General features: G+C 56.8%; 20 protein-coding genes. 10 read left to right on the top strand and 10 right to left on the bottom strand.

Annotation, left to right across the window (positions count from 1 at the left end; genetic code table 11):
* The first annotated feature begins 16 nt into the window (after positions 1–16).
* Entirely contained in the window at positions 17–2,392 is a 2,376-nt protein-coding gene (locus C1N59_RS17780; RefSeq protein ID WP_283788028.1) for a beta-N-acetylhexosaminidase, read from the top strand.
* Positions 2,393–2,610: 218 nt separating this feature from the next.
* Here C1N59_RS17780 and galR read toward each other — a convergent pair whose 3' ends face one another.
* Positions 2,611–3,621 carry an HTH-type transcriptional regulator GalR gene (galR, locus tag C1N59_RS17775; protein ID WP_039338882.1) on the bottom strand — a complete coding sequence of 337 codons (1,011 nt, stop codon included), beginning with the start codon at positions 3,619–3,621 and terminating at the stop codon, positions 2,611–2,613.
* Between the two features lie 187 nt (positions 3,622–3,808).
* Between galR and C1N59_RS17770 the strand changes: the two genes are divergently transcribed.
* From C1N59_RS17770 to C1N59_RS17750, 5 genes are all read left to right on the top strand, one after another.
* Positions 3,809–6,082, top strand: coding sequence for a molybdopterin guanine dinucleotide-containing S/N-oxide reductase (locus tag C1N59_RS17770; RefSeq protein WP_039339105.1), 2,274 nt, complete (start codon positions 3,809–3,811; stop codon positions 6,080–6,082).
* 274 nt (positions 6,083–6,356) lie between these two features.
* A complete protein-coding gene (locus tag C1N59_RS17765) occupies positions 6,357–8,096 on the top strand; it encodes a penicillin-binding transpeptidase domain-containing protein (RefSeq protein WP_054688229.1) in 1,740 nt (579 codons plus the stop codon).
* Between the two features lie 334 nt (positions 8,097–8,430).
* A complete protein-coding gene (gene aas / locus C1N59_RS17760) occupies positions 8,431–10,581 on the top strand; it encodes a bifunctional acyl-ACP--phospholipid O-acyltransferase/long-chain-fatty-acid--ACP ligase (protein ID WP_110267940.1) in 2,151 nt (716 codons plus the stop codon).
* Positions 10,578–11,771: a lysophospholipid transporter LplT gene (gene lplT / locus C1N59_RS17755; RefSeq protein ID WP_054688227.1), complete on the top strand. Its 1,194-nt coding sequence runs from the start codon at positions 10,578–10,580 to the stop codon at positions 11,769–11,771. Before aas ends, lplT begins: the two co-directional genes overlap by 4 nt.
* Before the next feature lie 307 nt (positions 11,772–12,078).
* Entirely contained in the window at positions 12,079–13,728 is a 1,650-nt protein-coding gene (locus C1N59_RS17750) for a methyl-accepting chemotaxis protein (RefSeq protein WP_054688226.1), read from the top strand.
* A gap of 98 nt (positions 13,729–13,826) precedes the next feature.
* On the opposite strand, the gene ridA is transcribed toward C1N59_RS17750, so the two are convergent.
* The 4 genes from ridA to argF all read right to left on the bottom strand — a co-directional run bounded on the left by ridA (position 13,827) and on the right by argF (position 16,956).
* Positions 13,827–14,213 carry a 2-iminobutanoate/2-iminopropanoate deaminase gene (gene ridA / locus C1N59_RS17745; protein ID WP_006121790.1) on the bottom strand — a complete coding sequence of 129 codons (387 nt, stop codon included), beginning with the start codon at positions 14,211–14,213 and terminating at the stop codon, positions 13,827–13,829.
* An 82-nt stretch (positions 14,214–14,295) separates the two neighbouring features.
* Positions 14,296–14,760, bottom strand: coding sequence for an aspartate carbamoyltransferase regulatory subunit (pyrI, locus tag C1N59_RS17740; protein ID WP_054688225.1), 465 nt, complete (start codon positions 14,758–14,760; stop codon positions 14,296–14,298).
* Between the two features lie 10 nt (positions 14,761–14,770).
* Complete coding sequence (gene pyrB / locus C1N59_RS17735) at positions 14,771–15,706, bottom strand: aspartate carbamoyltransferase (protein ID WP_006121792.1); 936 nt, start codon at positions 15,704–15,706, stop codon at positions 14,771–14,773.
* Positions 15,707–15,948: 242 nt separating this feature from the next.
* On the bottom strand, positions 15,949–16,956 hold the full coding sequence (argF, locus tag C1N59_RS17730) for an ornithine carbamoyltransferase (protein WP_006121794.1): 1,008 nt from the start codon (positions 16,954–16,956) through the stop codon (positions 15,949–15,951).
* Positions 16,957–17,119: 163 nt separating this feature from the next.
* On the opposite strand from argF, the gene rraB reads away from it, so the two are divergent.
* A complete protein-coding gene (rraB, locus tag C1N59_RS17725) occupies positions 17,120–17,542 on the top strand; it encodes a ribonuclease E inhibitor RraB (RefSeq protein WP_006121795.1) in 423 nt (140 codons plus the stop codon).
* A gap of 57 nt (positions 17,543–17,599) precedes the next feature.
* Positions 17,600–18,361, top strand: a complete 762-nt coding sequence (locus tag C1N59_RS17720) for a tRNA isopentenyl-2-thiomethyl-A-37 hydroxylase MiaE (RefSeq protein WP_394549986.1) — start codon at positions 17,600–17,602, stop codon at positions 18,359–18,361.
* A 5-nt stretch (positions 18,362–18,366) separates the two neighbouring features.
* Here the strand turns inward: C1N59_RS17720 and C1N59_RS17715 are convergent, their stop codons facing one another.
* The 4 genes from C1N59_RS17715 to pepA form a co-directional block, all read right to left on the bottom strand.
* Positions 18,367–18,864 carry a GNAT family N-acetyltransferase gene (locus C1N59_RS17715; RefSeq protein WP_394549985.1) on the bottom strand — a complete coding sequence of 166 codons (498 nt, stop codon included), beginning with the start codon at positions 18,862–18,864 and terminating at the stop codon, positions 18,367–18,369.
* Between the two features lie 81 nt (positions 18,865–18,945).
* Entirely contained in the window at positions 18,946–21,801 is a 2,856-nt protein-coding gene (locus tag C1N59_RS17710; protein ID WP_054688224.1) for a valine--tRNA ligase, read from the bottom strand.
* A gap of 5 nt (positions 21,802–21,806) precedes the next feature.
* Positions 21,807–22,265: a DNA polymerase III subunit chi gene (locus C1N59_RS17705; RefSeq protein WP_033739228.1), complete on the bottom strand. Its 459-nt coding sequence runs from the start codon at positions 22,263–22,265 to the stop codon at positions 21,807–21,809.
* 69 nt (positions 22,266–22,334) lie between these two features.
* On the bottom strand, positions 22,335–23,846 hold the full coding sequence (pepA, locus tag C1N59_RS17700) for a leucyl aminopeptidase (RefSeq protein ID WP_033739229.1): 1,512 nt from the start codon (positions 23,844–23,846) through the stop codon (positions 22,335–22,337).
* Positions 23,847–24,114: 268 nt separating this feature from the next.
* On the opposite strand from pepA, the gene lptF reads away from it, so the two are divergent.
* Together lptF and lptG are read left to right on the top strand one after the other, a co-directional pair.
* Positions 24,115–25,215: an LPS export ABC transporter permease LptF gene (lptF, locus tag C1N59_RS17695; protein ID WP_033739230.1), complete on the top strand. Its 1,101-nt coding sequence runs from the start codon at positions 24,115–24,117 to the stop codon at positions 25,213–25,215.
* The gene (lptG, locus tag C1N59_RS17690; protein WP_054634584.1) at positions 25,215–26,291 is read left to right on the top strand and encodes an LPS export ABC transporter permease LptG; all 1,077 of its coding nucleotides are present in this window, start codon (positions 25,215–25,217) and stop codon (positions 26,289–26,291) included. Before lptF ends, lptG begins: the two co-directional genes overlap by 1 nt.
* A gap of 63 nt (positions 26,292–26,354) precedes the next feature.
* On the opposite strand, the gene C1N59_RS17685 is transcribed toward lptG, so the two are convergent.
* On the bottom strand, positions 26,355–26,687 hold the full coding sequence (locus tag C1N59_RS17685) for an SH3 domain-containing protein (RefSeq protein ID WP_241492924.1): 333 nt from the start codon (positions 26,685–26,687) through the stop codon (positions 26,355–26,357).
* Positions 26,688–26,883 lie beyond the last annotated feature (196 nt).

The raw sequence follows: 26,883 nt of genomic DNA, 5'->3' as shown, positions 1-26,883 counted from the left end.
GCAGGGTACCGTGCCAATGTCGCTACGCCGAAATGTGCTTATCTGTTGTTGTGCTTTGTCCTTTTCTGCCGCAGCGGACACGTTGCCGTTAATGCCATGGCCACAGCAGGTAGAGCAACCTGCCAACGCAGGCTGGCTGACGTTGACGCCACAGCTCACCTTGCGCATCGAGGGGGACAGGTTACCCGGTGCCGAAACGCGCTGGTTGTCACGCATTGCCCGACAAACCGGCTGGCCTTTACTGCCCACCGATCAGGCCATAACCCCGCCTACGATTCGCGTGCAGATTGCAACGGTTACCGATCCCATTCCGCAGCCAGACAGCGATGAAAGCTACCAGCTTAACGTCAACAGTGATGGCGTTTTGCTACGGGCCACTACCCGTTTTGGCGCGATGCGCGGCATGGAAACACTGCTGCAACTGATTGAAAACACGCCCGAAGGCACCCGCATTCCCTGGGTGACGATCCAGGATAAACCGCGCTTCGCGTGGCGCGGCATCCTGATCGACAGTGCCCGCCATTTCATGCCGGTCAGAACGATTAAGCGGCAGATTGATGGCATTGCGGCGGCACGGATGAACGTGCTGCACTGGCATCTGACGGACGATCAGGGCTGGCGTTTCGCCTCCAGCCGCTATCCTCAGCTACAACAAAACGCCAGCGACGGCCTTTTCTATACCCAGGAAGAGATGCGCGACGTGGTGCAGTACGCGGCGGAACGTGGCGTGCGCGTAGTGCCGGAACTCGATTTTCCCGGACATGCCTCTGCGCTGGCAGTGGCGATGCCGGAACTGATCAGCGCCCCCGGTCCTTATCGGATGGAGCGCGGCTGGGGCGTCTTTAAGCCGCTACTGGATCCCAGTAATGAGCAGGTTTACCAGGTCATTGATGCGCTAATCGGGGAGGTCGCCGCCATTTTTCCCGATCCGTATGTGCATATTGGCGGCGATGAGGTCGATCCCAGCCAGTGGCAGGCATCATCCCGCATTCAGCAATTTATGCACGATCGTGGTCTTGCCGACAGTCACGCGCTTCAGGCGTACTTTAATCAGCGCCTTGAAAAAATTCTGGAAAAACATCAACGACACATGGTGGGCTGGGATGAGATCGCCCATCCGGATCTGCCCCACAGCATTCTGATCCAGTCCTGGCAGGGCCAGGATGCGCTGGGTACCGTCGCCAAAAATGGCTATCGCGGCATTCTCTCCACCGGGTTCTATCTGGACCAGCCTCAACCGGCCAGCTATCACTATCGCAATGAAATCTATCCCCAGGGGCTTGAGGGCAAAGATGTCATTCAGCCGGGTGACAAGGCGCAGAGCTGGTCGTTCTCTATGCCGCGGTTAAAAGGCAGTCCGGTGACGGGCAGCTTTACGCTGATTAAAGGTCGTGACGGCTGGCGCGGGTTTATTGATTTCGCGGGTAAGTCGCGCCGTCTGGTGAAAGGGATTGCGTGGCTGGCACCCGATCGTCTGACGTTCGAGGTCGATACGTGGATGGGACCGTTCCAGCCCGTGGTGACGCTGACGGGTAACCAGCTCAGCGGGTATATGCGGGTGGGGAACGTACGCTATGCCACCGAAGGCCGACGCCTTGATGCCGTGCCAGCCGGTATTCAGCCGGTGCTGCCCGATGCGCGGCAGAAGCAGCAAAACCTGCTGGGCGGCGAGGCCGCGCTGTGGGCTGAAAACGTCAACAGCACGATCATTGATACCAAACTCTGGCCGCGCGCTTTTGTGGTGGCCGAACGGTTATGGTCAGCGCAGAACGTGACCGACCCTGACAGCATGTATCAACGGCTGGCGGCGATGGATCGCTGGACAACGATCTCCGTCGGCCTGCAACAGCACGATCAGACGGAACGACAGATGATGCGGCTGGCCAACAGTACCCATATCGAGCCGCTGCGCGTGCTGGCCCAGGCGCTGGAACCGGCACAGTACTATACGCGTCAGCATCTCAAGTTTCAGGCCGGGCATTACAACTACTTTGAACCGCTGAATCGCCTGGCGGACGTCTTACCGGCTGAAAGTGATACCGTCCGGGCGCTGGATAAGCAGGTTGCCCTGCTGATTGAAGACCGGACCGATCCTGCCGCCGCGACGGCGATTCGTGCACAGTTACAACGCTGGCACGAAAATTATTCGCAGGTTCAGCCGCTACTGAATGCCACTCAGCCGCTCCATGCGCTGGCGGGCAGCGCCAGGCAGGTTGATGCACTGAGCGTGATGGGCATGGCGATGGTGGATGCCTATGTACGTAACCAGGCCTTTGGGGCGGGCGAGGTGGCGCAGATGCAGGCGAAGCTGGATGCAGCGGCACAGGTGCAGGATGAGACGGTCATTGCACTCGTACGGCCGCTTGAACGCCTCCTCCATGCTTTCAAATAAGCTGGCGATTTGCGCGCAGCAGGCGCATTGTCAGCGGTTCGCCATCACGGTCACTGACAACAGTAAGTTCCCGGGGATGACTCATCTTGCCGCCTTCCTGCAGCGCGAAGGCCTTGGTTTATTTCGCAGAACAGGCAGAGAGAAAAGATGCAAAAAAGGTGGGTATCATCCTGCACCATCAACGCATGCCGCGCCAAAGGTCGCGGCAAGGCAGGAACTCAGGACGAGGTGGCCGGGCCGCTGACCGAGTGACGGCGGACTAACGTCGGGCTGAACATATTGGTCACTTCAGGAACGGGCTGGTGGTGAGCCAGCGCCAGCGCCAGTTCGGCGGCTTGCTGCGCCATAGTGACGATGGGATAACGCACCGTCGTCAGGCGCGGGCGAACGTAGCGGGAAACCAGCACGTCATCAAAACCGATCAGGGACATCGCTTCGGGAACCTGTACGCCATTATCGCTTAAGACCGCCAGCGCGCCGGCAGCCATGGAGTCGTTATAGCAGGCTACGGCAGTAAAGTTTCTGCCGCGTCCCAGTAATTCCGTCATCGCCTGCTCGCCGCCGACTTCATCCGGTTCGCCCCAGGCGACCAGCCTGTCATTGCAGGGCAGGCCGTGCTCTTCCAGGGCATCGTAATAGCCCTGCAGGCGGTCTTCCGCATCCGAAATGGTGTGAGTGGAACAGATAAACGCGATATTTTGATGGCCCAGTTGAATCAGATGGCGCGTGGCCAGCCAGGCACCGTAGCGGTCATCAAGCGCAATACAGCGTTGTTCAAACCCCTTTAGCAGGCGATTTACTAACACCATGCCGGGCATCTGCTTCATCAACACTTCCAGCTCGCTGTCGGGGATTTTCTTGGCGTGAACCACCAGCGCCGCGCAGCGATGGCGCATCAGTTGTTCGATAGCCTGGCGCTCTTTTTGCTCATTATGGTAACCGTTACCAATCAGCAAAAAGTTGCCTGTCTGGCCTGCCACTTCATCTACCGCTTTCACCATCGCGCCAAAGAACGGGTCGGATACATCGCCCACCACCAGCCCCAGGGTTTCGGTTGACTGCTGTGCCAGCGCCCGTGCATTGGCGTTTGGATGGTACTGGAGCGATTCCATGGCCTGATTCACCGCCTGGCGCGAACTGTCACTGGCCTTAGGCGAATTGTTGATCACGCGGGAAACCGTGGCGACAGAAACACCCGCCAGCCGGGCAACATCCTTAATGGTAGCCATGGGTTTACCTGATTTTGGGGAAACGTTTACACATCGCTCCAGTGTTACGGAAAAGCGTACGCACATCAAGCCAACAGAATGCCAGTGCGGTCGCAAACAGGGCAAAATCAGACGATGGGTGATGCCTTCTGCTACGGTCACAGCCCATGGTATGCTGCTTATCCCAACACCTGCCGAAGCGATGACCATGAAAATAAAAGTGCCACATCTGGCGCACTGGGGCGCCTTTACCGCGGTAAGCGAAAACGACCGTCTTATCGGTTGCGAACCTTTTTTTGCCGACGCCGATCCGTCGCCCATGCTCAACACCATTCCTGAACTGGTCTACTCGGATAAACGCATCCGCCAACCTATGGTGCGGCGTTCGTGGTTAACATCCCGCGAGAACAGCGATCGCACCTTGCGTGGACGCGAAGATTTTGTCGCCGTTGACTGGGATACGGCGCTGGATCTGGTGGCTGAGGAAAATCGCCGCATTCGTGAACGCTACGGTGCCTCCGGCATTTTTAATGGCTCTTACGGCTGGTCATCGGCAGGGCGCGTCAACCATGCGCGCACGCTGGTACGGCGTTTCTATTTTCAGGGCGGCGGCGGGGTCGATCAGCAAGGCAACTACAGCTGGGGCGCAGCGCAGTTTTTCCTCCCTTATGTCATGGGCACCTACATGCCGCTCACCGGGCGCGTCACCGACTGGCCGCAGGTGGTGGAACACGCCGAGATTTTTGTCGCCTTTGGCGGACTGGCGCTAAAAAATGCCCAGGTGGCTTCCGGCGGTGCAGGTCAGCACAGCCTGAAACCGGCGCTGGAACAGCTGGCCGCGAAAGGCACGCCCGTCATCAACATCAGCCCCATGCGCGACGACTGCCCTGAATTTGTTCGCGCGGACTGGATCCCGATCCGGCCGAATACCGATGTGGCGCTGATGCTGGCCCTCGGTTATGAAATTTATCAGCGCGGTGCGACCGACGAGGATTTCCTTGCCCGTCACTGCACCGGCTGGCCGCAGCTGCGTGCTTATCTGCTGGGCGAAAGCGATGGCATCGCCAAAACGGCGGGCTGGGCGAGCCGGATCACCGCGGTCCCGGCGGAGCGCATTGTGCAACTGGCGCAGCAGCTGATCGGCAAACGCAGTTTTATCACCTGCTCCTACTCTGTCCAGCGTGCTCATCGCGGCGAACAGCCCTACTGGATGATGATCGCGCTGTCCTCCATGCTCGGACAGCCAGGCCTGCCGGGCGCGGGCTTCTCATTTGGTCACGGCTCCATGAACAGCGTGGGCAATCCGCGCCAGGAAGGGCCCGCGCCAATGATGAGTACCGGACCCAATCCGTCGGGCCTCTCTATTCCCGTGGCGCGCATCAGTGACATGTTGCTTAACCCCGGCCAGCCTTATAGCTTCCAGGGCGAAACCCTGCACTACCCGGACATTCACATGGTGCACTGGGCGGGCGGCAACCCGTTCCACCATCATCAGCAGTTGAACCGGCTGGTGGAAGGCTGGCAAAAGCCGGATACCGTCGTGGTGCAGGATATCGTCTGGACACCGGCTGCACAGATGGCCGATATCGTACTGCCGGCAACCACCACGCTGGAGCGCAATGATATCGGGGGCTCGTCACGCGATCGCTTTGTGCTGGCGATGCATCAGGCGATTAAACCCCAGCATCAGGCACGTAACGACTTTGATATCTTTGCGGATCTGGCCGAGCGACTGGGCTATCGGGATACCTTCACGGAAGGGCGCAACGAGATGCAGTGGATCGCGCATCTTTACCAACAATGCGCCGTCGCCCATGGTCGTCGCGGCATTGCTTTCCCCGAATTTGAGGCATTCTGGCAGCGCGGCTTCGTTGAAATCCCCGAAGGCGGTAAACCCTACGTCTTTATGGCGGACTTCCGCGCCGATCCCCTCGCGCATCCGATCCAGACCGCCAGCGGCAAAATTGAGCTGTTCTGCCAGACGATTGCGGATTATCAGCTGGAGGATATGGCCGGTCACCCGGAATGGCGTGAGCCGAGGGAATGGCTGGGAGCGCCGGCAAGTCAGGACTATCCACTGCATATGATCTCCATTCAGCCCTCGGATCGCTTGCACAGTCAGCTGGATGCCACCGCCACCGTGCAGGGCAATAAAACCGCCGGCCATGAAACGCTGTACATGCATCCTGAGGATGCGAACGCGCGCGGCATTGTCGATGGTGACGAGATTGAAGTCAGCAATGCGCGCGGCAGGATTCTGGCTGGGGTGCGTTTAACCGACGGCCTGAAGCAGGGCGTGGTGATCATCTCTACCGGTGCCTGGTTTGATCCCGGCTTTGGCAACGCCTGGCAGCCGTTTGATCGGGCGGGCAATCCCAATGTCTTAACGCTGGATATCGGCACCTCGTCACTGACCCAGGGACCGAACGCCATGAGTTGCCTCGTGGACATCAAAAAACATGTCGTTTGCACAAATACGTAAGGATCACACGGCTGGTTACATTTTGCAGGTAACTGTTGCGTTTCTGTCGTGGCAGAACGGGATCGCCGCTTGCTACAGTCAGGATCCCAGAGGTATTGATGGGTGAACATCAACTGATTTTTTTGATTACACCAACCTGCGTAGATACGCAGGTTTTTTTTGCCCCGAGGAAAACGATCAATAACGAACTGATACACAGTTTTCCTGTGTTTTCACCCGCGCTTTGATTATAACTGCTGGATTGACCTCTTTTTTTTAAGCGCAGCGGATTGCTATGCCCCGGATAAAAAAATTACTGGGTAAAGACCAGATAAAAGCCCCGTTTAACCCGTTTCGTTTTCGCCTGATTTGTCTGGGCGTATTTGCCTGCATGGTCGTTTTGCTGGCGCGCGTTGCCGATTTGCAGTTCCTGAATCAGCCGATGCTGGAGCATGAGGCGGATCAGCGCTCCCTGCGTACCGTGACACTGCCCACCAGCCGGGGCACCTTACTGGATCGCAATGGTGAGGCACTGGCACTCAGCGTGCCCTCTCGTGACGTGATCGCCGATCCGCAGCGCGTACTGGAAAGTAACCCCGACTTTACCAGCGCCAAATGGGCCTATCTGGCGGCGGCGCTGGGCATGCGGCCCGAAGAGGTCGCGTCACAGATCACCGCCAATCCTAAACGTCGTTTTCTCTATCTGGGACGTAAAGTGGAGCTGGGGATCGCCAAAGACATCAAAGATCTCAAGCTGAAGGGCATCAGTGAGGTCTATGACGACAGCCGCTTCTATCCGATGAGTGAAGCCTCGGCACCGCTTATCGGCATCGTCGGTGCTGACAATACCGGACTGAATGGCCTGGAAAAAGGCTTCGATAAAGTGCTGCAGGGTCAGCCGGGCAAAGAAGTGTATCGCCAGGATGCGGCCGGCAATATCATTTCGATGATTAGCTATCAGCCGCCGACGCAGCCGCCGACGGTACAGCTCAGCATTGATAAATTCAGCCAGTACACGCTGTACAGCAAACTGCGTGACGGCGTGCTGCTCAACAAGGCCGACTCCGGTGCGGCGGTGCTGGTCAAAATTGATACCGGCGAGATTCTGGCAATGGCCTCTTATCCGTCGTTCAACCCCAACAACTACCAGGGTGCCACACCGGCACAGATGCGCAATACCGCCATCAACGACAGTTATGAACCGGGTTCGACAGTGAAACCGCTGGTAGTGATGGAAGGGCTGGAGCGCCACCTGGTGCGACCGGATTCTGTACTGGATACCACGCCTTATCGCGTGAACGGCCACCTGATCCGTGACGTCGGGCACTGGCCGCGTCTGACGATGACCGGCATCCTGCAAAAATCGAGCGATATCGGCGTCTCGCATATTGCCCTGGCAATGCCTGCGGAAGCCCTGGTGAACACCTACTATGCCTTTGGCCTCGGTAAACCCACCGGACTGGGCTTAACCGGCGAAAGCGTCGGCTACTTCCCGCTGCACCGCACGCGCTGGGCCGATATCGAACGCGCGACCTTCTCCTTCGGCTATGGTTTACGCGTGACACCGCTTCAGATTGCCCGGGAATATGCCACGCTGGGTTCCTATGGGGTTTATCGTCCGCTGTCGATCACCAAGGTCACGCCACCCGTGCTGGGCAAGCAGGTGGCCAATCCTGAAACGGTGAAAGAAGTGGTGCACATGCTGGAAAGTGACGTCTTACCGGGCGGGACCGGGGTGAAGGCGGCGGTACCCGGCTATCGTCTGGCTACCAAAACCGGGACAGCGGAGAAAATGGGCAACAGCGGTAAATATGACGGCGGCTATGTGAACTACACCGCTGGTATTGCTCCCGCCAGCCATCCTGAAGTGGCGCTGGTCGTCATGATTAACCACCCGACCGCTGGCGATCACTTTGGTGGCTCCGTGGCCGCGCCGGTATTCGGCAACATCATGGGGCCGGTGCTGAAGCACATGAATATCGCCCCCGATGCTATCTACAGTAAGCCTGTGGATAACGGTTCAGATAAATCCTAATCAAATCAAACTGTAAGCGAGGTGTGGATGTTTTTACACCTCGTTTCATTTCGGCGAATTCATTTTCTTTTTTCACCTGTCTCTGACCGACTAAAGGGTGAGAGGATAGAAATCCCAGAGGTATTGATGGGTGTGAAAACGGGCACTGCTCCGGCAAGGCCAGTCGTTATTACACCGACCCACGCAGATGCGTGGGTTTTTTTTGCCTGAAATCTGGCCTGGTCTTGTCATGATCTGCGTCAGCTTTCTCCGGCGCATCCGCCAATAATCAGTTGTCGATTACCGCTAAATCCTGCATCGTGAGTGGCTGTTTTCACCATGCTAAGGAGCCGGCATGTTATTCACTTTTTTCCGTCTGCTTTTTCGCCTGCTGTGGCGGGTTGAACTGCGGGGCGATACCGCTGAGCTGCGCAAGCAGAAAGTGTTGATTACGCCCAATCACACCTCATTCCTGGATGGCGCGCTACTGGCGCTGTTTCTGCCCGTTAAGCCAGTATTTGCAATCTACTCGTCTATTAGCGAACACTGGTTTTTACGCCTGATAAAACCCTATGCGGATTTTGTGCCGCTCGATCCTATGAAGCCGATGGCGCTGAAGCAGCTGGTGCGGCTCATCGACAGCGGCCGCCCGGTGGTTATTTTCCCCGAAGGCCGCATTACCGTGACCGGATCGCTGATGAAGATTTACAGCGGCGCGGGCTTTGTTGCAGCAAAATCTGGCGCGACCGTGGTGCCGATGCGCATTGAAGGGGCAGAATTTACGCCGTTCGGTCGTCTGGCGGGCGTTTTCAAGCGTCGCCTGTTTCCCCGTATTACCCTGAGCATTTTACCCGGCACCCATATTCCGATGCCCGAGGCGAAGCGCGCCCGCGACCGTCGCGTGCTGGCCGGTGAGCACCTGCATCATATTATGATGGAAGCACGCATGGCGGTGCGACCCAGGGAAACCCTGTATGAGGCTTTCCTGAGTGCCCGTCAGCGCTATGGCGCGTTTAAGCGATGCATCGAAGACGTGAATTTCAAACCCGACAGCTATACCGGCTTGCTGAAAAAAGCGCTGGGCGTTGGACGCATTCTGGAACGGTACAGCCAGCCTGGCGATTACGTCGGGTTGCTGCTGCCCAACGCCACGGTCACGGCGGCGGCGATCCTGGGCGCATCATTACGTGGGCGTGTGCCCGCCATGCTGAACTACTCTGCGGGCGTAACGGGCCTGCGTGCGGCGCTGACTGCGTCACAGGTAAAGACCGTGTTCACGTCGCGGCAGTTCCTGGATAAAGGCAACCTTTGGCATCTGCCGCAGGCGCTGACCGAGGTGCGGTGGATCTATCTGGAAGATCTGAAAGATACCGTCACGTTGCAGGATAAGCTCTGGATACTGGCGCATTTGCTGGCGCCGCGTCAGGCGCAGGTGACGCAACAGCCGGAAGATGCCGCGATGGTGCTGTTTACCTCTGGCTCCGAAGGGCATCCGAAAGGCGTGGTGCATTCTCATAAAAGCCTGCTGGCGAACGTTGAGCAGATTCGCACGGTGGCCGACTTTACGCCACGCGATCGCTTTATGTCAGCGTTGCCGCTGTTCCATGCCTTCGGCTTGACTGTGGGGCTGTTTACGCCGCTGATGACCGGGGCGCAGGTCTTTCTGTATCCCAGTCCGCTGCACTACCGCGTGGTGCCTGAGTTGGTGTACGACCGCAACTGTACCGTGCTGTTTGGCACTTCAACCTTCCTGGGGAATTACGCCCGTTTTGCGCAACCTTATGACTTTGCCCGTCTGCGCTATGTGGTCGCGGGGGCAGAAAAACTGCAGGAGAACACGCGCCAGCTGTACATGGAAAAATACGGCATCCGGATTCTGGAAGGCTATGGCGTCACCGAATGCGCGCCTGTTGTCGCCATCAACGTGCCCATGGCCGCCAAAGCGCACACGGTAGGTCGTATTCTGCCGGGAATGGATTCGCGCCTGATGTCCGTGCCGGGCATTGAACAGGGCGGGCGGCTGCAACTGCGTGGTCCAAATATTATGAAAGGCTACCTGCGGGTGGAGAATCCCGGCGTACTGGAAACCCCGGCTGCGGACAACGGGGAAGGGCAGATGGAAGCGGGCTGGTACGATACCGGCGATATCGTCAGCTTTGATGACGGCGGTTTCTGCCAGATCCAGGGCCGGGCGAAGCGCTTTGCCAAAATTGCCGGGGAAATGGTCTCGCTGGAAGTGGTCGAGCAGATCGCCCTGAGCGCGTCGCCGGAGAAACAGCACGCGGCCTCGCTGCGGCCCGACGGTAATCGGGGTGAAGCATTAGTGCTGTTTACTACCGACAGCGCCTTAGCGCGTGAGGATCTGCAAAAGGCGGCCCGGTCGCTGGGTGCCGCGGATCTGGCCGTACCGCGCGATATCCGTGTGGTCAAACAGCTGCCGCTGCTGGGCAGTGGCAAACCTGACTATGTCACCCTGAAGAAAATGGCGGAAGAGGACCAGGCATGATCCCAGAACGTGATGCGCCGTTACTGTCGCGCGGCATGATAGCGGTAATCGTGGCGCAGTTTTTCTCCGCGTTCGGCGATAACGCCCTGCTGTTTGCCACGCTGGCGTTGCTGAAAAACCAGTTCTATCCCGTCTGGAGCCAGCCGGTACTGCAGATGCTGTTTGTTGCCACTTATATTCTGCTTGCGCCCTTTGTCGGCCAGATGGCAGACAGCATCGCCAAAGGCCGGGCCATGATGTTTGCCAACAGCCTGAAGTTGCTCGGTGCGATGGTGATCTGCTTCGGTTTTAATCCTTTCCTGGGTTACACCCTGGTGGGAATCGGGGCTGCCGCGTACTCCCCGGCGAAGTACGGCATTCTGGTTGAAATTGCGCATGGCGAAAAGCTGGTTAAAGCCAACGGGCTGATGGAAGCCTCCACCATTGCGGCTATTCTGCTGGGCTCGGTGGCGGGCGGCATCCTGTCGGACTGGAATCTGGTTGCCGCACTGGCCGCCTGTGCTCTGACCTATGCGGTGGCGGTGGTGGCGAACCTGTTTATTCCCAGACTGCGCGCCGCGCGTCCGGGGCAGAGCTGGAATGTGGCGGCCATGCTGGGCCGTTTTCTCTGCGCGACGCGCCTGCTATGGAACAATGCCGAAACCCGATTTTCTCTGCTCGGTACCAGTCTGTTTTGGGGCGCAGGTGTAACGCTGCGTTTTCTGCTGGTGCTGTGGGTACCCGTGGCGCTGGGCATCAGCGATAACAAAACGCCGACCATGCTGAATGCTATGGTCGCGGTAGGAATTGTGGTGGGCGCGGCACTGGCGGCAAAGCTGGTGACGCTGGAAACCGTGCGCCGCTGTATGCCCGCGGGCGTTCTGATCGGCGTGATGGTGGTGATTTTCGCCCTGCAACATACCCTGCTGAATGCTTACCTGCTGCTGATGATCATCGGCGTACTGGGCGGTTTCTTTGTTGTACCCCTCAACGCGCTGCTTCAGGAACGCGGTCAACAGAGCGTCGGCGCGGGCAATGCGATTGCAGTGCAGAACCTGATTGAAAACACCGCCATGCTCATCATGTTGGGGCTGTATACGCTGGCCATTCGCGCCGGTGCGCCCGCCGTGGCGACCGGCATTGGCTTTGGCGCCTTGTTCGCGCTGGCGATTACCCTCCTGTGGCTGTGGCGTCCGTCTTCCCGCGCCTGATGCAACAACCGCGGGGCGCGCTGTCCCCGCGGTTCCGCTTTTCTCCTTTATGCTGGCCCCGAGGGTATTACGCCTTTTTTTGATGTATCACCAGAAATTTACTATTCAAAAAAATATAGTTTATTTTGTTATTGTTTTTATCCGGTCGTTTATTTAATTTCGATAAGTTTTTGCAATGAATAATTAATTTAAACTTGAAATCGAATTCAGGTTTAAAAAAATTGAAATAAATTTTTATTTATTATTGCCGATTAATTTCTGGCTTCCTTCGGGAATAGGCTCGGAGGAAAGAAAGGAGCTCGGTTTAATGAATATGACGCAAAGACTTTCTCTGGCTTTTTCGCTTTTAGCAGGTTCATTAATTATTCTGGGGATCGTAACACTTTCACTTCTCGCCGGTTTTCAGGCGAGATTTGAATATGTGCAGGTAAACACGATTGATTCGCTCAAGGTATTAAACCGGCTGGTGGATGAAAGTAATCGCCTCTCTGTGGCGTTATATCGTCATCAGACAGAGGATGAGAGCGGCAAGCTGGCCAGTCTCGAAGCGGTTATTCAAAAACGCATTGAGGACATTTCGACACTGACGAAATATTATTTCGATAACGATATTACCAACGACGACGATCGGGTGATGACAGAAAAGTCATTCCGGCTAATCGATGCCGTTAAACAAAATCTTCCGGCATTTCTCACGGCTTCCCGGGCACATCAGAATGAACGCAGCCTGGCGCTGTTAAGTGATGATGAAGGCATTGGCGGCGCCATCACCCAGCTAAAAAACAGTTACCGCGATCAGTTTGAATTTAACAGCAAAATGGGTGAAGCGTTACGCCTGCAAAACCAACATATTTATCGGCTGACCAAATGGGGCATGGCCGCCGGTATTGCCCTGGCGATTACTGGCCTGGGGATGCTGACGATACTGACCATCATGCGCGTCCGCCGCAGCCTGAATGCCATGGGTGGGCTGATGGAACGCGCCAGCAATACGCTTGATCTTTCCCTGAAGGCCGATGACAGCCGCCGTGATGAAGTCGGTGTCATGGCGCGTTCTTATAATCGTCTTATGGAAAGTATTTCGTCCGCAATGTATGCGGTCAGCAGTGCCTCGCAGTCCGTCAGCAGTGCGTCGGCACAGATTGCGGCAGGGAATGAGGATTTGTCTGCCCGTACAGAAGAGCAGGCTGCCTCGCTGGAGCAAACGGCTGCCAGCATGACGCAAATCAGCGAAACCGTCAGACAGACCGCCGACAACACGCGCCAGGCGAGCAATCTGGCCGAAAATACGCGTAACCTCTCCGAAACCAGCTCTGCGGCACTCACTACCATGCTGGATACCATGACGTCGATCCGTGACAGCGCGGGCAAGGTGGGCGACATTATCACCCTGATTGAAGGCATTGCGTTTCAGACCAATATTCTGGCGCTGAACGCGGCGGTTGAAGCGGCGCGAGCCGGCGAACACGGGCGCGGCTTTGCGGTCGTGGCAGGGGAAGTGCGCAATTTGTCGCAGCGTTCCACCACCGCCGCCCGTGAAATCAAAACGCTGATTCAGTCGTCAAATGCGTTGATTGAATCGGGAACGTCGCAGGCGGATAACGTGAATCAAAATATGGAGACGATGCGCGGTGCGGTCAGTCAGGTTACCGATCTGGTTAACGAAATCGCCGCTGCGGCCACAGAGCAGAGCCAGGGGATCGCGCAGGTGCATCAGGCGGTCAATCAGATGGACGATGTGACCCAGCAGAATGCGGCTCTGGTGGAAGAAGCCTCGGCCGCATCGCTCTCACTACAGGAGCAGGCCGACGGCCTGGCTGCGCTGGTGCGCAGGTTTACGCTCGCGGGCCAGCAGGCGGCTGATGTGACGCCTCAGCGTCAACCCACAGCCGTTGTTGCGCCCAAACCCGTAATGGCTCTGGCGACAGGCGGACAGGATAACTGGCAAAGCTTTTAAGGTTGATCACACCGTGAACGGTCGGCGGTAAGCAGGGCAAATTCCTGGCTTGATGGCAGACCGAAAGCCGCGTGCGCACCCGGTGCGCACGCGTTTTATCAGCGACGCAGTGCAATCGCTTCGATTTCAATCTTCACATCTTTTGGCAGACGGGCGACTTCCACGCACGAGCGCGCCGGGAAGTTTGCCTTGTGCTCAGTAAAGAACGCTTCGTAGGTGGCGTTTACGGTCGCAAAGTCATTCAGATCTTTCACGAACACGGTGGTTTTAACGATATCGCCTACCGTCAGTCCCGCCGCTTCCACGATTGCCTTCACGTTTTCCAGCGACTGACGTGCCTGCGCAGACACATCATCGGCGACCTCACCGGTGGCCGGGTTCACGGGAATCTGGCCCGAGGTGATGATCATGTTGCCGAGATCAACGCCCTGTACGTAAGGGCCAATGGCCGCAGGGGCTTTTTCCGTACTGATTTCACGAGACATCATTTCTCCTTAAAGTAAGGCCGGGGCAGCAACGATGCCGCCCGCAACAGAACGCGTTCCATTATAGGCGCGCCCGGGACGATTAAAAGTGGCCCAGCACGACATGGCGGGCGAACTCTTTCTCACAGTATTTGCACTTCAGGTGCACCTCATCGGCGCGGTGCTTAACGGCGAAGCTGGAGAACACCGGCTCGCTGCGGCTGATGCAGTTGCTGTTCGGGCAGGTAAGCACCCGATCGATGTAATCCGGCAGCGTCGGGGCGATCTTGGCCACCACTTCATAGTCGTCGATGCGGTTGACCGTCGCATGCGGCGCATAGAACGCCAGCTGATTGATCTGATCGTCGGTCAGGTAGGTGTTTTCGATCTTGATCAGGTCCTTACGGCCCATTTCACCTGACGGCAGGTTCAGACCAATAGTGATGCGCTGGTCAGTTTCGGTCAGGCGAAACAGCGACAGGAGCTTAAAGCCCACCTGCGCCGGGATATGATCGATAACCGTGCCGTTTTTGATGGCTTCGACCTGCAGTTTGTTATCGTGGCTCATTGTTCACTCCTTACAGGGCGATGTCGCTGTTCAGTACCAGCGCCAGCAGGGCCTGGCGCGCATAAATACCGTTACCTGCCTGCTGGAAATACCAGGCGTACGGCGTGGTGTCCACGTCAGGGGTAATTTCATCAATACGGGGCAGCGGATGCAGCACTTTCATGTTATCGCGGGCTCCGGCCAGATCGGCTGCCCGTAAAATAAACTGGGCTTTGACGTTGGCATATTCTGAGGGATCGAGCCGCTCTTTTTGCACGCGGGTCATATAGAGAATATCCAGCTCAGGCATCACCTCTTCAAAGCTGTCATGGCGCGACCAGGCAATATTCTGCTCGTCCAGCATATCGGTGATATAGGCAGGCATTGCCAGCGCATCCGGCGCGATAAAGAAGAAGCGGTTGCCGTCGAACTTGGCCAGCGCCTGGGTCAGCGAGTGAACGGTACGGCCATATTTGAGATCGCCCACCATGGCCACGTTCAGATTGCTGAGACGACCCTGGGTTTCGTGGAGAGTAAACAGGTCCAGCAGCGTTTGTGTTGGGTGCTGATTCGCGCCGTCGCCCGCGTTCAGAATGGGAATGCCGTTGGAGAACTCCGTGGCCAGCCGGGCTGCCCCTTCCTGCGGATGACGCATCACAATCGCGTCCACATAGGTGCTGATGACGGAAATGGTATCCGCCAGGGTTTCCCCCTTCTTGCCCAGCGAGGTGTTACTGCCATCGGCAAAGCCGACGGCGGAGGCACCCAGGCGATGAATGGCGGTTTCAAACGACAGCCGGGTGCGGGTGGAGGCTTCAAAGAAGCAACTGGCGATCACGTTGTGTTTCAGCAGTTCCGGCTGAGGGTTGGCTTTGAGCCGGGCGGCGGTATGCAGCACCAGCTCCAGCTCGTCGCGGCTGAGATCGTTAATTGAAATGATGTGCTTGCGATATAGCGGGTTAGCCATAGCTCTCTCCTCTGCGCGGCCGGATTGCGGACAAAAAAAAGCCCCTTAGAAAGGGGCTTTTTTGAGATCGGTTCGATGACGGAAAGAAACAGCGGTGCCGCCTGCGGTCAGGCGAGATAGCGCGTCACATTGTCCACGATGCTGTTGCATGTTTCCTCCGGCAAATTGTGGCGCATTATACGCCATCGCGGGTTGGCATCAAGGAAAAATCGCGTAACAGGTAACCGTTTGCGTCTGTCTGATTAGCGCTGTCCCAGCGTGGCGACCATTACCGCTTTGATGGTGTGCATCCGGTTTTCAGCCTGGTCAAACACGATGCTGTGTGCCGACTCAAAGACCTCATTGCTGACTTCCATGCCGTCTTTAAGGCCATACTGTTCTGCCATCTGGCGGCCCAGCGTGGTCTGATCGTCATGGAAAGCCGGTAAGCAGTGCAGGAATTTCACCGCCGGATTGCCGGTCAGCGCCAGCATCGCGCGGTTCACCTGATAGTCGCGCAGCAGGGCAATCCGTTCTTCCCACACCGCTTTGGCTTCGCCCATGGAAACCCAGACGTCGGTATAGATAAAATCGGCACCTTTTACGCCCTCGGCAATATCCGCCGTCAGGGTGATTTTACCGCCGGTCTTTTCGGCGACCTGACGGCATTCTGCGACCAGCCCGGCTTCCGGCCAGCAGCTTTGCGGCGCAACCATGCGCAGATCCAGCCCGACCAGCGCGGCGGCTTCCAGCATGCTGTTGCCCATGTTATTGCGGGCATCGCCAACGTATACCAGCGTCATCTTATTCAGCGGTGTAGCGGGCAGATGCTCCTGCATGGTCAGCAGGTCAGCCAGCAACTGGGTAGGGTGAAACTCGGTGGTCAGGCCGTTCCAGACCGGCACGCCCGCGTGCTCGGCCAGCGTTTCCACCAGTGCCTGACCGTAACCCCGATACTGAATGCCATCATACATGCGACCCAGCACGCGCGCGGTGTCTTTCATCGACTCTTTATGGCCGATCTGGCTGCCGCTCGGGCCAAGATACGTGACGTTAGCTCCCTGATCGTAGGCGGCAACTTCGAAAGAGCATCGGGTACGGGTCGAGTCTTTTTCGAAGATGAGCGCGATGTTTTTGCCTTTCAGGTATTGGGTTTCGCTGGCGGTTTTTTTGGCGTGTTTTAATTCGGCAGACAGGGCAAGCAGGTAATCGATCTCGGCCGGGGTAAAATCCAGCAGCCTGAGAAAATGACGGTGATACAACTGACTCATACAGCACTCCGGTACGGGTTTCGTAATGAATTAAAATTCAATTTAACCGTATGAATATGCATTTTCAACCCTGGCGAGAATAATCTTTTCTGTTTTGTGTAGTGGCGCGACAGGCAGTATGGGAAAATAATGACTTATTGCCGAACTCAGAGAGGATATCGCCATGGCATTTGAAGCATTGTTGGAAGAGCAGCGTGAAGAGACGCGGCTGATCATCGAAGAACTGTTAGAGGATGGCAGCGATCCCGATGCGCTCTATACCATTGAGCACCATCTCTCCTGTAACAACTTTGACTCGCTGGAAAAAGCGGCGGTGGACGCGTTTAAGCTGGGCTATGAAGTCACCGAGCCGGAAGAGCTGGAGCTGGAAGACGGCACCACCGTCATGTGCGTGGATATTCTCAGCGAAGGCGCGTTGAAAGCGGAGCTGATCGACGCGCAGGTAGAGCAGCTGGTGAATCTGGTGGCAAAATATAACGTCGACTACGATGGCTGGGGCACCTACTTTGAAGATCCGAATGCCCAGGATGACGATGAAGACGATGGCGATGTCATCGACGAAGACGATAACGGCATTCGCCACTAATCTGACGAGGGCGGAGTCTGCTCCGCCTTTTCTGTTTTCCGGCCCTGTCTGACATTCATGAATTACGCACCCTTACTTGAACCGATACAGCAATTTTTACACTGCCGCACGCCGCAGGCCTGGATTGATGAAGCGCGCAAACCTGAAAACCTCACGCTGCTCCTGACCGACCACCTGGTGTGTGAACTGAAAGCCGCACAGACCGCCGTCTGGCTGATTCGCAAATATGTCGCCGACAAGCCAAGTGGAGACCGGATTCTGGTGTGGCTGCGGCCTTACGAGAATTTTATCTTTCGCGAAGACGGCGACAGCGATTTTATCAACGCCCATAAAAATCTGACTAAAACGATCATCGTACGTAATGCGCTACCGTGGGCGGACGATCTGGTAGAGAAAATGGTGCTGCTGATTAAAGAAGAGCTGCATCACTTTTATCAGGTGTGGGAAATTATGCAGTCGCGCGGCCTGGTGTACGAGAAAATCACCTCAAGTCGTTACGCCAAAGGGCTGCTGCGCGAAGTGACCACGCACGAACCCGATACGCTGGTGGATAAGCTGATTTGCGGTGCCTATATCGAAGCGCGCTCCTGCGAACGGTTTGCCAGCCTGGCGCCTTTCCTGGACAGTGAACTCGAGAAGTTTTATATCTCGCTGCTGCGTTCTGAAGCCCGCCATTACCAGGATTACCTGGAGCTGGCGGCACAGATATCACCCAAAGACATTACGGCGCGCGTACGGGCGATTGGTGAAGCGGAGGCCAGGCTGATTAGTGAGCCGGACACGGAGCTGCGCTTTCACAGCGGCGTCCCGGCTTTTTGACGGCGTTACAGCGTTTTCAGCATCCTGAACTCGCAGTCGCCATGGCCGGTGCAGCCCAGCGCATGGTCGATGCGCGCAAAGCCCAGCGATTCATAAAGCTTAATGGCGCGCGTCAGGCTGCCGGTGGTTTCCAGATAGCAACGGCGAAAGCCCCGCTGGCGCGCATGATCCATGGCTAACAGCGCCAGTTCGCGCGCCACGCCGAAGCCGCGGATAGCGGGCAGGAAATACATCTTTTGCAGTTCACAGATATCCGGCGCGCTGCAGGCGAGCGGGGCAATGCCGCCGCCGCCCATCACCTTCCCCTGATGTTCCACCACCCAGTAAGCGCTGTGTTCAGCGCTGTACAGCTCAAACAGCTGATCCAGATTAGGATCGGCAACGGTGTAGCCTTTATCCGCCGTCAGGCCAAATTCCGCAGAGACGTCGCGGATGACCCGGGCGATATGGAGATTGTCGGCGGCAGTAATGGGCCGCAGCTGAATATCGGCAGTGGTTTTCATCAGGATTCCGGTACAAAGTCAGCGCAATAAAAAAGCCGGGCAAAGCCCGGCTTCAGGTTCAAGCTATCGGACTACGACGCATTACAATGCCGCAATCACCGCCTGCTGTTCAATCAGTTTTGCTTTGGACTGTTCCATGTCGGCAACGCGTTCACGCTCTTTGGCGACGACCGCTTCCGGGGCACGGGACACAAAGCCTTCGTTGGCCAGCTTGGTCTGAATCTTCTCGATTTCAACATCGAGTTTCACCAGCTCTTTCGCCAGACGTTCCAGCTCGGCGGCCTTATCCACCAGATCCGCCATCGGGATCAGGAGCTCGGCGCCTTCGACAATTTTGGTCACCGAAACCGGCCCTTTCTCGCCCGCAGGCAGAATGGTCAGGCTTTCCAGACGCGCCAGGCGCGACAGGAAGTTACGGTTGGCCTCAACGCGGCGCTGGGCCGCCGGCGAGCAGTCACGCAGCAGCACATCCAGCAGCTTGCTCGGCGCGATGTTCATCTCCGCACGGATGTTACGCACCGCGACGATCGCCTGCTTCATCCACTCAATGTCGGCTTTGGCGTCGGCATCTTCTTTCGCCGCATCAAACTGCGGGAACGGCTGCAGCATGATGGTGTCATCGCTGATATTTTTCAGGCCTTTCACGCGCTGCCAGATGGTTTCCGTGATGAACGGAATGATCGGGTGCGCCAGGCGCAGCAGCGCTTCCAGTACATGAACCAGCGTATGGCGCGTACCGCGCAGTTCTGCTTCGCTGCCGCTGTTCATCACCGGCTTGGTCAGCTCCAGGTACCAGTCACAGAACTGGTTCCAGGTGAAGTCATACAGAATGTTGGCGGCGATATCGAAGCGATAGCTGTCCAGGGCTTCACGGTAAGCTTTCACCGTATGGTTGAACTCGGTCAGAATCCAGCGATCGGCCAGCGACAGCGTCATCTCGCCACCGTTCTGACCACAATCCTGATCTTCGGTGTTCATCAGCACAAAGCGGCTGGCGTTCCACAGCTTATTACAGAAGTTGCGATAACCTTCCAGGCGCTTCATGTCCCAGTTGATATCACGACCGGTTGATGCCAGCGCGGCCAGCGTAAAGCGCAGCGCATCGGTACCGGATGGCTCAATACCGTTCGGGAACTGTTTCTCGGTGCGCTTACGGATTTTCTCGGCCAACTGCGGCTGCATCATGTTACCGGTGCGTTTTTCCAGCAGATCTTCCAGCGAAATGCCGTCAACCATATCCAGCGGGTCAATCACGTTGCCCTTGGATTTGGACATCTTCTGACCTTCTTCATCGCGGATCAAACCGGTCATATAGACGGTTTTAAACGGCACCTGCGGTTTGCCGTTTTCATCTTTGATGAAATGCATGGTCAGCATGATCATGCGGGCAATCCAGAAGAAGATAATGTCAAAGCCACTGACCAGCACGCTGGTCGGGTGGAAGGTCCGCAAGGCCTCGGTGTTTTCCGGCCAGCCCAGCGTTGAGAACGTCCACAGACCTGAGGAGAACCAGGTATCCAGTACGTCGTCGTCCTGGCGCAGCGCCACATCGGCGGCCAGGTTGTTTTCGCTACGCACTTCGTCTTCGGTGCGACCAACGTATACGTTGCCGTCGTTATCGTACCAGGCCGGAATGCGGTGACCCCACCACAGCTGACGGGAAATACACCAGTCCTGAATGTCACGCATCCAGGAGAAGTACATGTTCTCGTACTGTTTTGGTACAAACTGAATATCGCCGTTCTCAACGGCTTCAACGGCCACTTTTGCCAGCGGTGCCGTGCGGACGTACCATTGGTCGGTCAGCATCGGCTCGATGACCACACCGCCGCGGTCGCCGTAAGGAACGGTCAGATCGTGTGGTTTGATCTCTTCCAGCAGGCCCAGTTCGTCCACCGCGGCCACGATGGCTTTACGCGCCGCAAACCGTTCCATCTTCTGGAACGCAGTCGGGATCGCGTCACTGTAGACAGTGCTGGCTTCGCCGTTGGTATCGTAAACCTGCGCGCTTTCACGGATATCCCCGTCAAAGGTCAGGATGTTGATCATCGGCAGCTTATGACGACGGCCCACTTCATAGTCGTTGAAGTCGTGCGCCGGGGTGATTTTCACGCAGCCGGTGCCTTTTTCCATATCCGCGTGCTCGTCACCCACGATCGGGATCAGGCGATCAACCAGCGGCAGCATGACAAACTTGCCGATCAGATCTTTATAACGCGGATCGTCCGGGTTCACGGCTACGCCGGTATCGCCCAGCAGCGTTTCCGGACGCGTGGTGGCGACAACCAGATAATCTTTCCCGTCGGCGGTTTTGGCGCCGTTGGCCAGCGGATAGCGGATGTGCCACATGGAGCCTTTGCTCTCACGGTTTTCCACTTCCAGGTCAGAGATCGCGGTGCGCAGTTTCGGATCCCAGTTCACCAGGCGCTTGCCGCGGTAAATCAGGTTCTCTTTGTACAGGCGCACAAACACTTCTTTTACAGCATTGGACAGGCCTTCATCCATGGTGAAGCGTTCACGCTCCCAGTCCACAGAGTTGCCCAGGCGGCGCATCTGGCGGGTAATGGTGCCGCCGGATTCGGCTTTCCACTGCCAGATTTTGTCGATAAAGGCATCACGACCGTAATCCTGACGGGTTTTGCCTTCTTCTGCGGCGATCTTACGCTCAACCACCATCTGCGTGGCGATGCCCGCATGGTCGGTACCGGCCTGCCACAGGGTGTTTTTGCCCTGCATGCGCTGGTAGCGAATCATGGTATCCATGATGGTTTGCTGGAAGGCGTGACCCATGTGCAAGCTACCGGTGACGTTCGGCGGCGGGATCATGATGCAAAAGCTTTCCTGGCTGGTGTCGCCATTCGGTTTGAAGTAGCCCTGCTTTTCCCAGTGCTCGTAAAGCGGCTGCTCGATATCTTGCGGGTTATATGTCTTATCCATTTCTGCTATGTCGTTTGCGGCTGTGGTGGCGTTGCCGTATTCAATTGGAAGCCAACGCTGCGATAGGCTTTATAGCGATCGCGCGCTAACTGTTTGAGCGATTCTTCATAAGGAACGAAGTCTATCACTTCATGGAAAGCAGTAGCAAAATCTGCAAACTGCGGCAGCAGGCTGATCAGCAGGTCGCGCGGTGAATTGCCCCGACGCTGCGGCCAGGCCAGCTCGACCGGTGCGCCGTAGCGCGGGCCTTCGCCAGCCAGATTATGTGGCACAAAGGCATTGGCAGGGCGCTGCCAGAGCGCCTCATCCAGCCGAATGGCTTGCTGCTCATCTTCACAGGCGATGAGCACTCGCTTACCGGCCCGCCAGCGTGTTTCCGCCAGATCGCACACCAGCGCTTCCACAGCGGTTAAGCCGTCGCGGGATGCATCGGTTTCCAGCACGTAGAAGGTTGCGTTTTTCATCGAATTGCCTGCTAAAAGAAAAGCGGGGCGACATGGCGTCCACCCCGGTTGGTTCGGTTGCCCGGACGTTTAGTCGTCGCCGTTCAGACCTGCACGGTTCAGCAGGAACTGTGACAGCATCGGCACCGGACGGCCGGTGGCCCCTTTGGCCTTGCCGGAGCGCCACGCGGTGCCGGCGATGTCCAGGTGCGCCCAGTTATATTTGCGCGCAAAACGCGCCAGGAAGCAAGCGGCGGTAATCGCGCCGCCCGGACGGCCACCGATGTTGGCCATATCGGCAAAATTGGATTCCAGCTGTTCCTGGTACTCATCGGCCATCGGCAGGCGCCAGGCGCGGTCGCCCGACTGTTCTGACGCGCTGATTAGCTCATGGGCCAGCGGGTTGTGGTTCGACAGCAGGCCGCTGACGTGATGGCCCAGCGCGATCACGCAGGCGCCGGTCAGCGTCGCCACGTCGATGACCACTTCCGGATCAAAACGCTCGACGTAGGTCAGGGCATCGCACAGCACCAGGCGACCTTCGGCATCGGTATTCAGCACTTCAACGGTCTGGCCAGACATGGTGGTCAGCACATCGCCCGGGCGCATGGATTTGCCGTCCGGCATGTTTTCACAGCCGACCAGTACGCCCACGACGTTCAGCGGCAGGTTCAGCTCGGCGACCATGCGCATCACGCCATAAACGGATGCCGCACCGCACATGTCGTACTTCATTTCATCCATGCTGTCCGCAGGCTTAATAGAAATACCGCCGGAGTCGAAGGTCAGCCCTTTACCGACCAGCACGATGGGGCGTGCATCGGTATCCGGGTTGCCTTTGTACTCAATCACCGACATCAGGGATTCATTGTGCGAACCGGCCCCGACGGCAAGATAGGCGTTCATGCCCAGCTCTTTCATCTGCTGCTCGCCAATCACGCGGGTTGAGATGTGTTTACTGTAGGCATCCGCCAGCTGACGCGCCTGAGAAGCCAGGTAAGCCGGATTACAGATATTTGGCGGCATGTTGCCCAGATCTTTGGCCGCTTTCACGCCCGCCGCAACGGCCAGGCCGTGCTGAATCGCCCGTTCTCCGCTGGTTAACTCACGGCGGGTCGGCACGTTAAACACCAGCTTGCGCAAAGGACGGCGCGGTTCGGCTTTGTTGCTCTTCAACTGGTCGAAGTTATACAGCGCCTCTTTAGAGGTTTCGACAGCCTGACGCACTTTCCAGTAGGTGTTGCGCCCTTTGACGTGCAGTTCGGTCAGGAAGCACACGGCTTCCATCGAGCCGGTGTCATTCAGCGTGTTAATGGTTTTCTGAATCACCTGCTTGTACTGACGCTCATCCAGCTCGCGTTCTTTGCCGCAGCCAATCAGCAAAATACGTTCTGACAGGATATTCGGCACATGATGCAGCAGCAGCGTCTGACCCACTTTACCTTCCAGCTCACCGCGGCGCAGCAGGGCGCTGATATAGCCATCGCTGATTTTATCCAGCTGCTCGGCAATCGGTGACAGACGGCGCGGTTCGAAAACACCAACTACAATGCATGCACTGCGCTGTTTTTCCGGACTACCGCTTTTTACACTGAACTCCATGCACTCTCCTGAATCTTAAAGACAACAGCCGTAGCTGCCGCTAGAATGTAGCGCATTCATGACTCATTTATTAATCGGTGCAACATGCTAGCATGCTGTCGACGGTCGTAATGAATCAGGGTGACAACGTGTTGTTTTTTCACCACCCACATGCAATTCGTATACATTTTTAGCGCTGGCTTCGGCCATTTATGAAGAAAAATGGCTAATAAGCGTTGAAATTAGCGATTTTCCTGCAAAAAGACAAGTTTTCACAGGCGTATTAAGCGTGATCATTATTAGATATCTGGTTCGGGAAACGCTCAAAAGCCAGCTGGCTATCCTGTTTATCCTGTTGTTGATCTTCTTCTGCCAGAAGTTGGTCAGGATTTTAGGGGCTGCGGTGGATGGCGAAGTGCCGACAAACCTTGTTCTGACGCTGTTAGGACTCGGTGTGCCTGAAATGGCGCAACTTATTCTGCCCCTTAGCCTGTTTCTGGCGATTTTAATGACGCTGGGAAGGCTGTATACGGAAAGTGAAATCACCGTGATGCACGCTTGCGGGCTGAGCAAAGCGGTGCTGGTCAAAGCGGCGATGATTCTGATGCTGTTCACGTCGATTGTGGCCGCGATTAACGTCATCTGGCTCGGCCCCTGGTCGTCACGTTATCAGGATCAGGTTACGCAAAACGCCAAGGCCAACCCCGGCGCAGCGGCCATGGCGGCCGGGCAGTTTCAGACCTCCAGCGACGGCAATAATGTGCTGTTCGTGGAAGACGTAAAAGGCAACCATTTCGGCCATGTCTTCCTGGCGCAGCTACGGCCAAAAGGCAATGCCCGCCCGTCCGTCGTACTGGCCGACAGCGGCCATATGCAACAGGAAAAAGACGGTTCGCAGATCGTCACCCTGGACAAAGGTACTCGCTTTGAGGGCACAGCGTTGTTACGTGATTTCCGCATTACGGATTTCACCAACTACCAGGCCTATATAGGCTATAAGCAGGCGACGCTGGATCCTAACGATGTGGATCAGGCTCCCCTGAGCACGCTCTACGCCAACAACACGCCGGAATTTAAGGCCGAGTTTCACTGGCGTCTGACGCTGGTGTTCTCTGTGCTGGTGATGGCCCTGATGGTGGTACCACTCAGCGTGGTCAATCCACGTCAGGGGCGCGTACTGTCCATGCTGCCCGCCATGCTGCTGTACCTGATTTTCTTCCTGCTGCAGAGTTCTTTGCGTTCAAGTGGAGCCAAAGGCCGCCTGGATCCGGCCATCTGGATGTGGGTGGTTAACCTCAGCTACCTGGCGTTAGCGATTGTGCTCAACCTGTGGGATACGGTGCCTGCGCGCCGGATTCGCGCGCGCTTTTCACGCGGAGGATCGATCTGATGTTTCGCGTTCTTGATCGCTACATTGGTAAAACCATCTTTAATACCATTCTGCTCACGCTGTTTATGCTGGTCTCGCTGTCCGGCATCATCAAGTTCGTCGATCAGTTGCGTAAGACCGGGCAGGGTGCATACAGCGCGCTGGATGCGGGCTACTACACCTTGCTGAGCGTGCCAAAAGATATCGAAATCTTCTTCCCGATGGCCGCCCTGTTAGGCGCATTGCTGGGACTGGGAACGCTGGCGCAGCGCAGTGAGCTGGTCGTGATGCAGGCGGCGGGTTTTACCCGCATGCAGGTGGCGCTGTCGGTGATGAAAACGGCGATTCCGCTGGTCCTGTTGACCATGGCTATCGGCGAGTTCGTTGCCCCGCAGGGCGAGCAGATGGCGCGTAATTTCCGCGCGCAGCAGCTCTACGGCGGCGCGCTGGTTTCAACACAAAACGGCCTGTGGGCAAAAGACGGCAACAGCTTTATCTACATTGAGCGCATTAAAGGCGACGATGAGATCGATGGCGTCAGTATTTATAGCTTCAACGACGCGCGCCGCTTAGAGAATGTTCGCTACGCGGCCTCGGCCAAGTGGGATAAAGACAAAAAGCTGTGGGTGCTGTCGCAGGTGGATGAATCGAACCTCACCGATCCCAAACAAATTACCGGCTCACAAAGCCTGGGCGGCGAATGGAAAACAAATCTGACGCCTGACAAGCTGGGCGTGGTGGCGCTGGATCCGGATGCGCTCTCGATTACCGGCCTTTACGATTACAGTAAATACCTGAAGCAGAGCGGCCAGGAATCCGGTCGTTACCGCCTGAACATGTGGAGCAAGATCTTCCAGCCGCTGTCGGTTGCGGTGATGATGCTGATGGCGCTGTCGTTTATCTTCGGCCCCCTGCGCAGCGTTTCAATGGGCGTTCGCGTGGTGACCGGCATCAGCTTCGGCTTTCTGTTCTATGTGCTGGACCAGATTTTCGGCCCGCTCAGCCTGGTTTACGGCCTGCCGCCGATTTTCGGCGCGATACTGCCAAGTTTCGTCTTCTTTGCCATCAGTCTGTTTATGCTGGTAAAACGGCGCTAATCGCCTGCCGTGAAAAAGGCCGCCTTTCGGGCGGCCTTTTTGTTTGCAGCTACTACGCATCGGTCAGTCATCCAACAGCCTGATGCATTCTCCAGGCACCCAGCCGCACTCGCCCGATGCGCGTTCAGCCCAGTACCAGTCGTTCAGCGATGTCGTTACGCTCACCCGCTCACCAGGACTAACCGTCAGTTCCTGCGCACTGTAGGTTTGCCGACAGATAACCTGATTTGGACTACGTAGCGAAAAGTATTGCTGAGGTGCCCAGCCTGCTTTTCCACCGGGCAAAATTATCCACAGCCAGCCTCGCCATGCCAGATCACAGTGGCTGACCACCGCAACGTCGCCTGCCTCCACGAAAAGGGGATCAGGATATGCAGAAACATAACGCTTTATCACGCATGCTCGCCGTCTCATCATGTTCTCTCTGGCCTGAAACACCGCAATCATTATAGAGGGGAAATCCCTGATGGCTTTTACGTCCATATCAGACCGTGTCGGCGCAGCGTAAAGGCGGAAAGGTTTGAAGTGAAAAAAACAGCCGTGCAGGAAAAGATTAAGACTCAGGAAAGCGGGGCTGACGCCGCTCCGTGCA

This window comes from Pantoea sp. SGAir0183, assembly GCF_043545505.1.
The sequence above is the reverse complement of the archived record's forward strand: the minus strand, read 5'-3'. Positions and strand labels throughout refer to the sequence as shown.

What these genes read in the sequence shown, in the direction of transcription:
- C1N59_RS17780 (WP_283788028.1), top strand. Translation starts at nt 17, where the DNA reads ATGTCGCTACGCCGAAATGTGCTTATCTGTTGTTGTGCTTTGTCCTTT.
- galR (WP_039338882.1), bottom strand. Translation starts at nt 3,621, where the DNA reads ATGGCTACCATTAAGGATGTTGCCCGGCTGGCGGGTGTTTCTGTCGCC.
- C1N59_RS17770 (WP_039339105.1), top strand. Translation starts at nt 3,809, where the DNA reads ATGAAAATAAAAGTGCCACATCTGGCGCACTGGGGCGCCTTTACCGCG.
- C1N59_RS17765 (WP_054688229.1), top strand. Translation starts at nt 6,357, where the DNA reads ATGCCCCGGATAAAAAAATTACTGGGTAAAGACCAGATAAAAGCCCCG.
- aas (WP_110267940.1), top strand. Translation starts at nt 8,431, where the DNA reads ATGTTATTCACTTTTTTCCGTCTGCTTTTTCGCCTGCTGTGGCGGGTT.
- lplT (WP_054688227.1), top strand. Translation starts at nt 10,578, where the DNA reads ATGATCCCAGAACGTGATGCGCCGTTACTGTCGCGCGGCATGATAGCG.
- C1N59_RS17750 (WP_054688226.1), top strand. Translation starts at nt 12,079, where the DNA reads ATGAATATGACGCAAAGACTTTCTCTGGCTTTTTCGCTTTTAGCAGGT.
- ridA (WP_006121790.1), bottom strand. Translation starts at nt 14,213, where the DNA reads ATGTCTCGTGAAATCAGTACGGAAAAAGCCCCTGCGGCCATTGGCCCT.
- pyrI (WP_054688225.1), bottom strand. Translation starts at nt 14,760, where the DNA reads ATGAGCCACGATAACAAACTGCAGGTCGAAGCCATCAAAAACGGCACG.
- pyrB (WP_006121792.1), bottom strand. Translation starts at nt 15,706, where the DNA reads ATGGCTAACCCGCTATATCGCAAGCACATCATTTCAATTAACGATCTC.
- argF (WP_006121794.1), bottom strand. Translation starts at nt 16,956, where the DNA reads ATGAGTCAGTTGTATCACCGTCATTTTCTCAGGCTGCTGGATTTTACC.
- rraB (WP_006121795.1), top strand. Translation starts at nt 17,120, where the DNA reads ATGGCATTTGAAGCATTGTTGGAAGAGCAGCGTGAAGAGACGCGGCTG.
- C1N59_RS17720 (WP_394549986.1), top strand. Translation starts at nt 17,600, where the DNA reads ATGAATTACGCACCCTTACTTGAACCGATACAGCAATTTTTACACTGC.
- C1N59_RS17715 (WP_394549985.1), bottom strand. Translation starts at nt 18,864, where the DNA reads ATGAAAACCACTGCCGATATTCAGCTGCGGCCCATTACTGCCGCCGAC.
- C1N59_RS17710 (WP_054688224.1), bottom strand. Translation starts at nt 21,801, where the DNA reads ATGGATAAGACATATAACCCGCAAGATATCGAGCAGCCGCTTTACGAG.
- C1N59_RS17705 (WP_033739228.1), bottom strand. Translation starts at nt 22,265, where the DNA reads ATGAAAAACGCAACCTTCTACGTGCTGGAAACCGATGCATCCCGCGAC.
- pepA (WP_033739229.1), bottom strand. Translation starts at nt 23,846, where the DNA reads ATGGAGTTCAGTGTAAAAAGCGGTAGTCCGGAAAAACAGCGCAGTGCA.
- lptG (WP_054634584.1), top strand. Translation starts at nt 25,215, where the DNA reads ATGTTTCGCGTTCTTGATCGCTACATTGGTAAAACCATCTTTAATACC.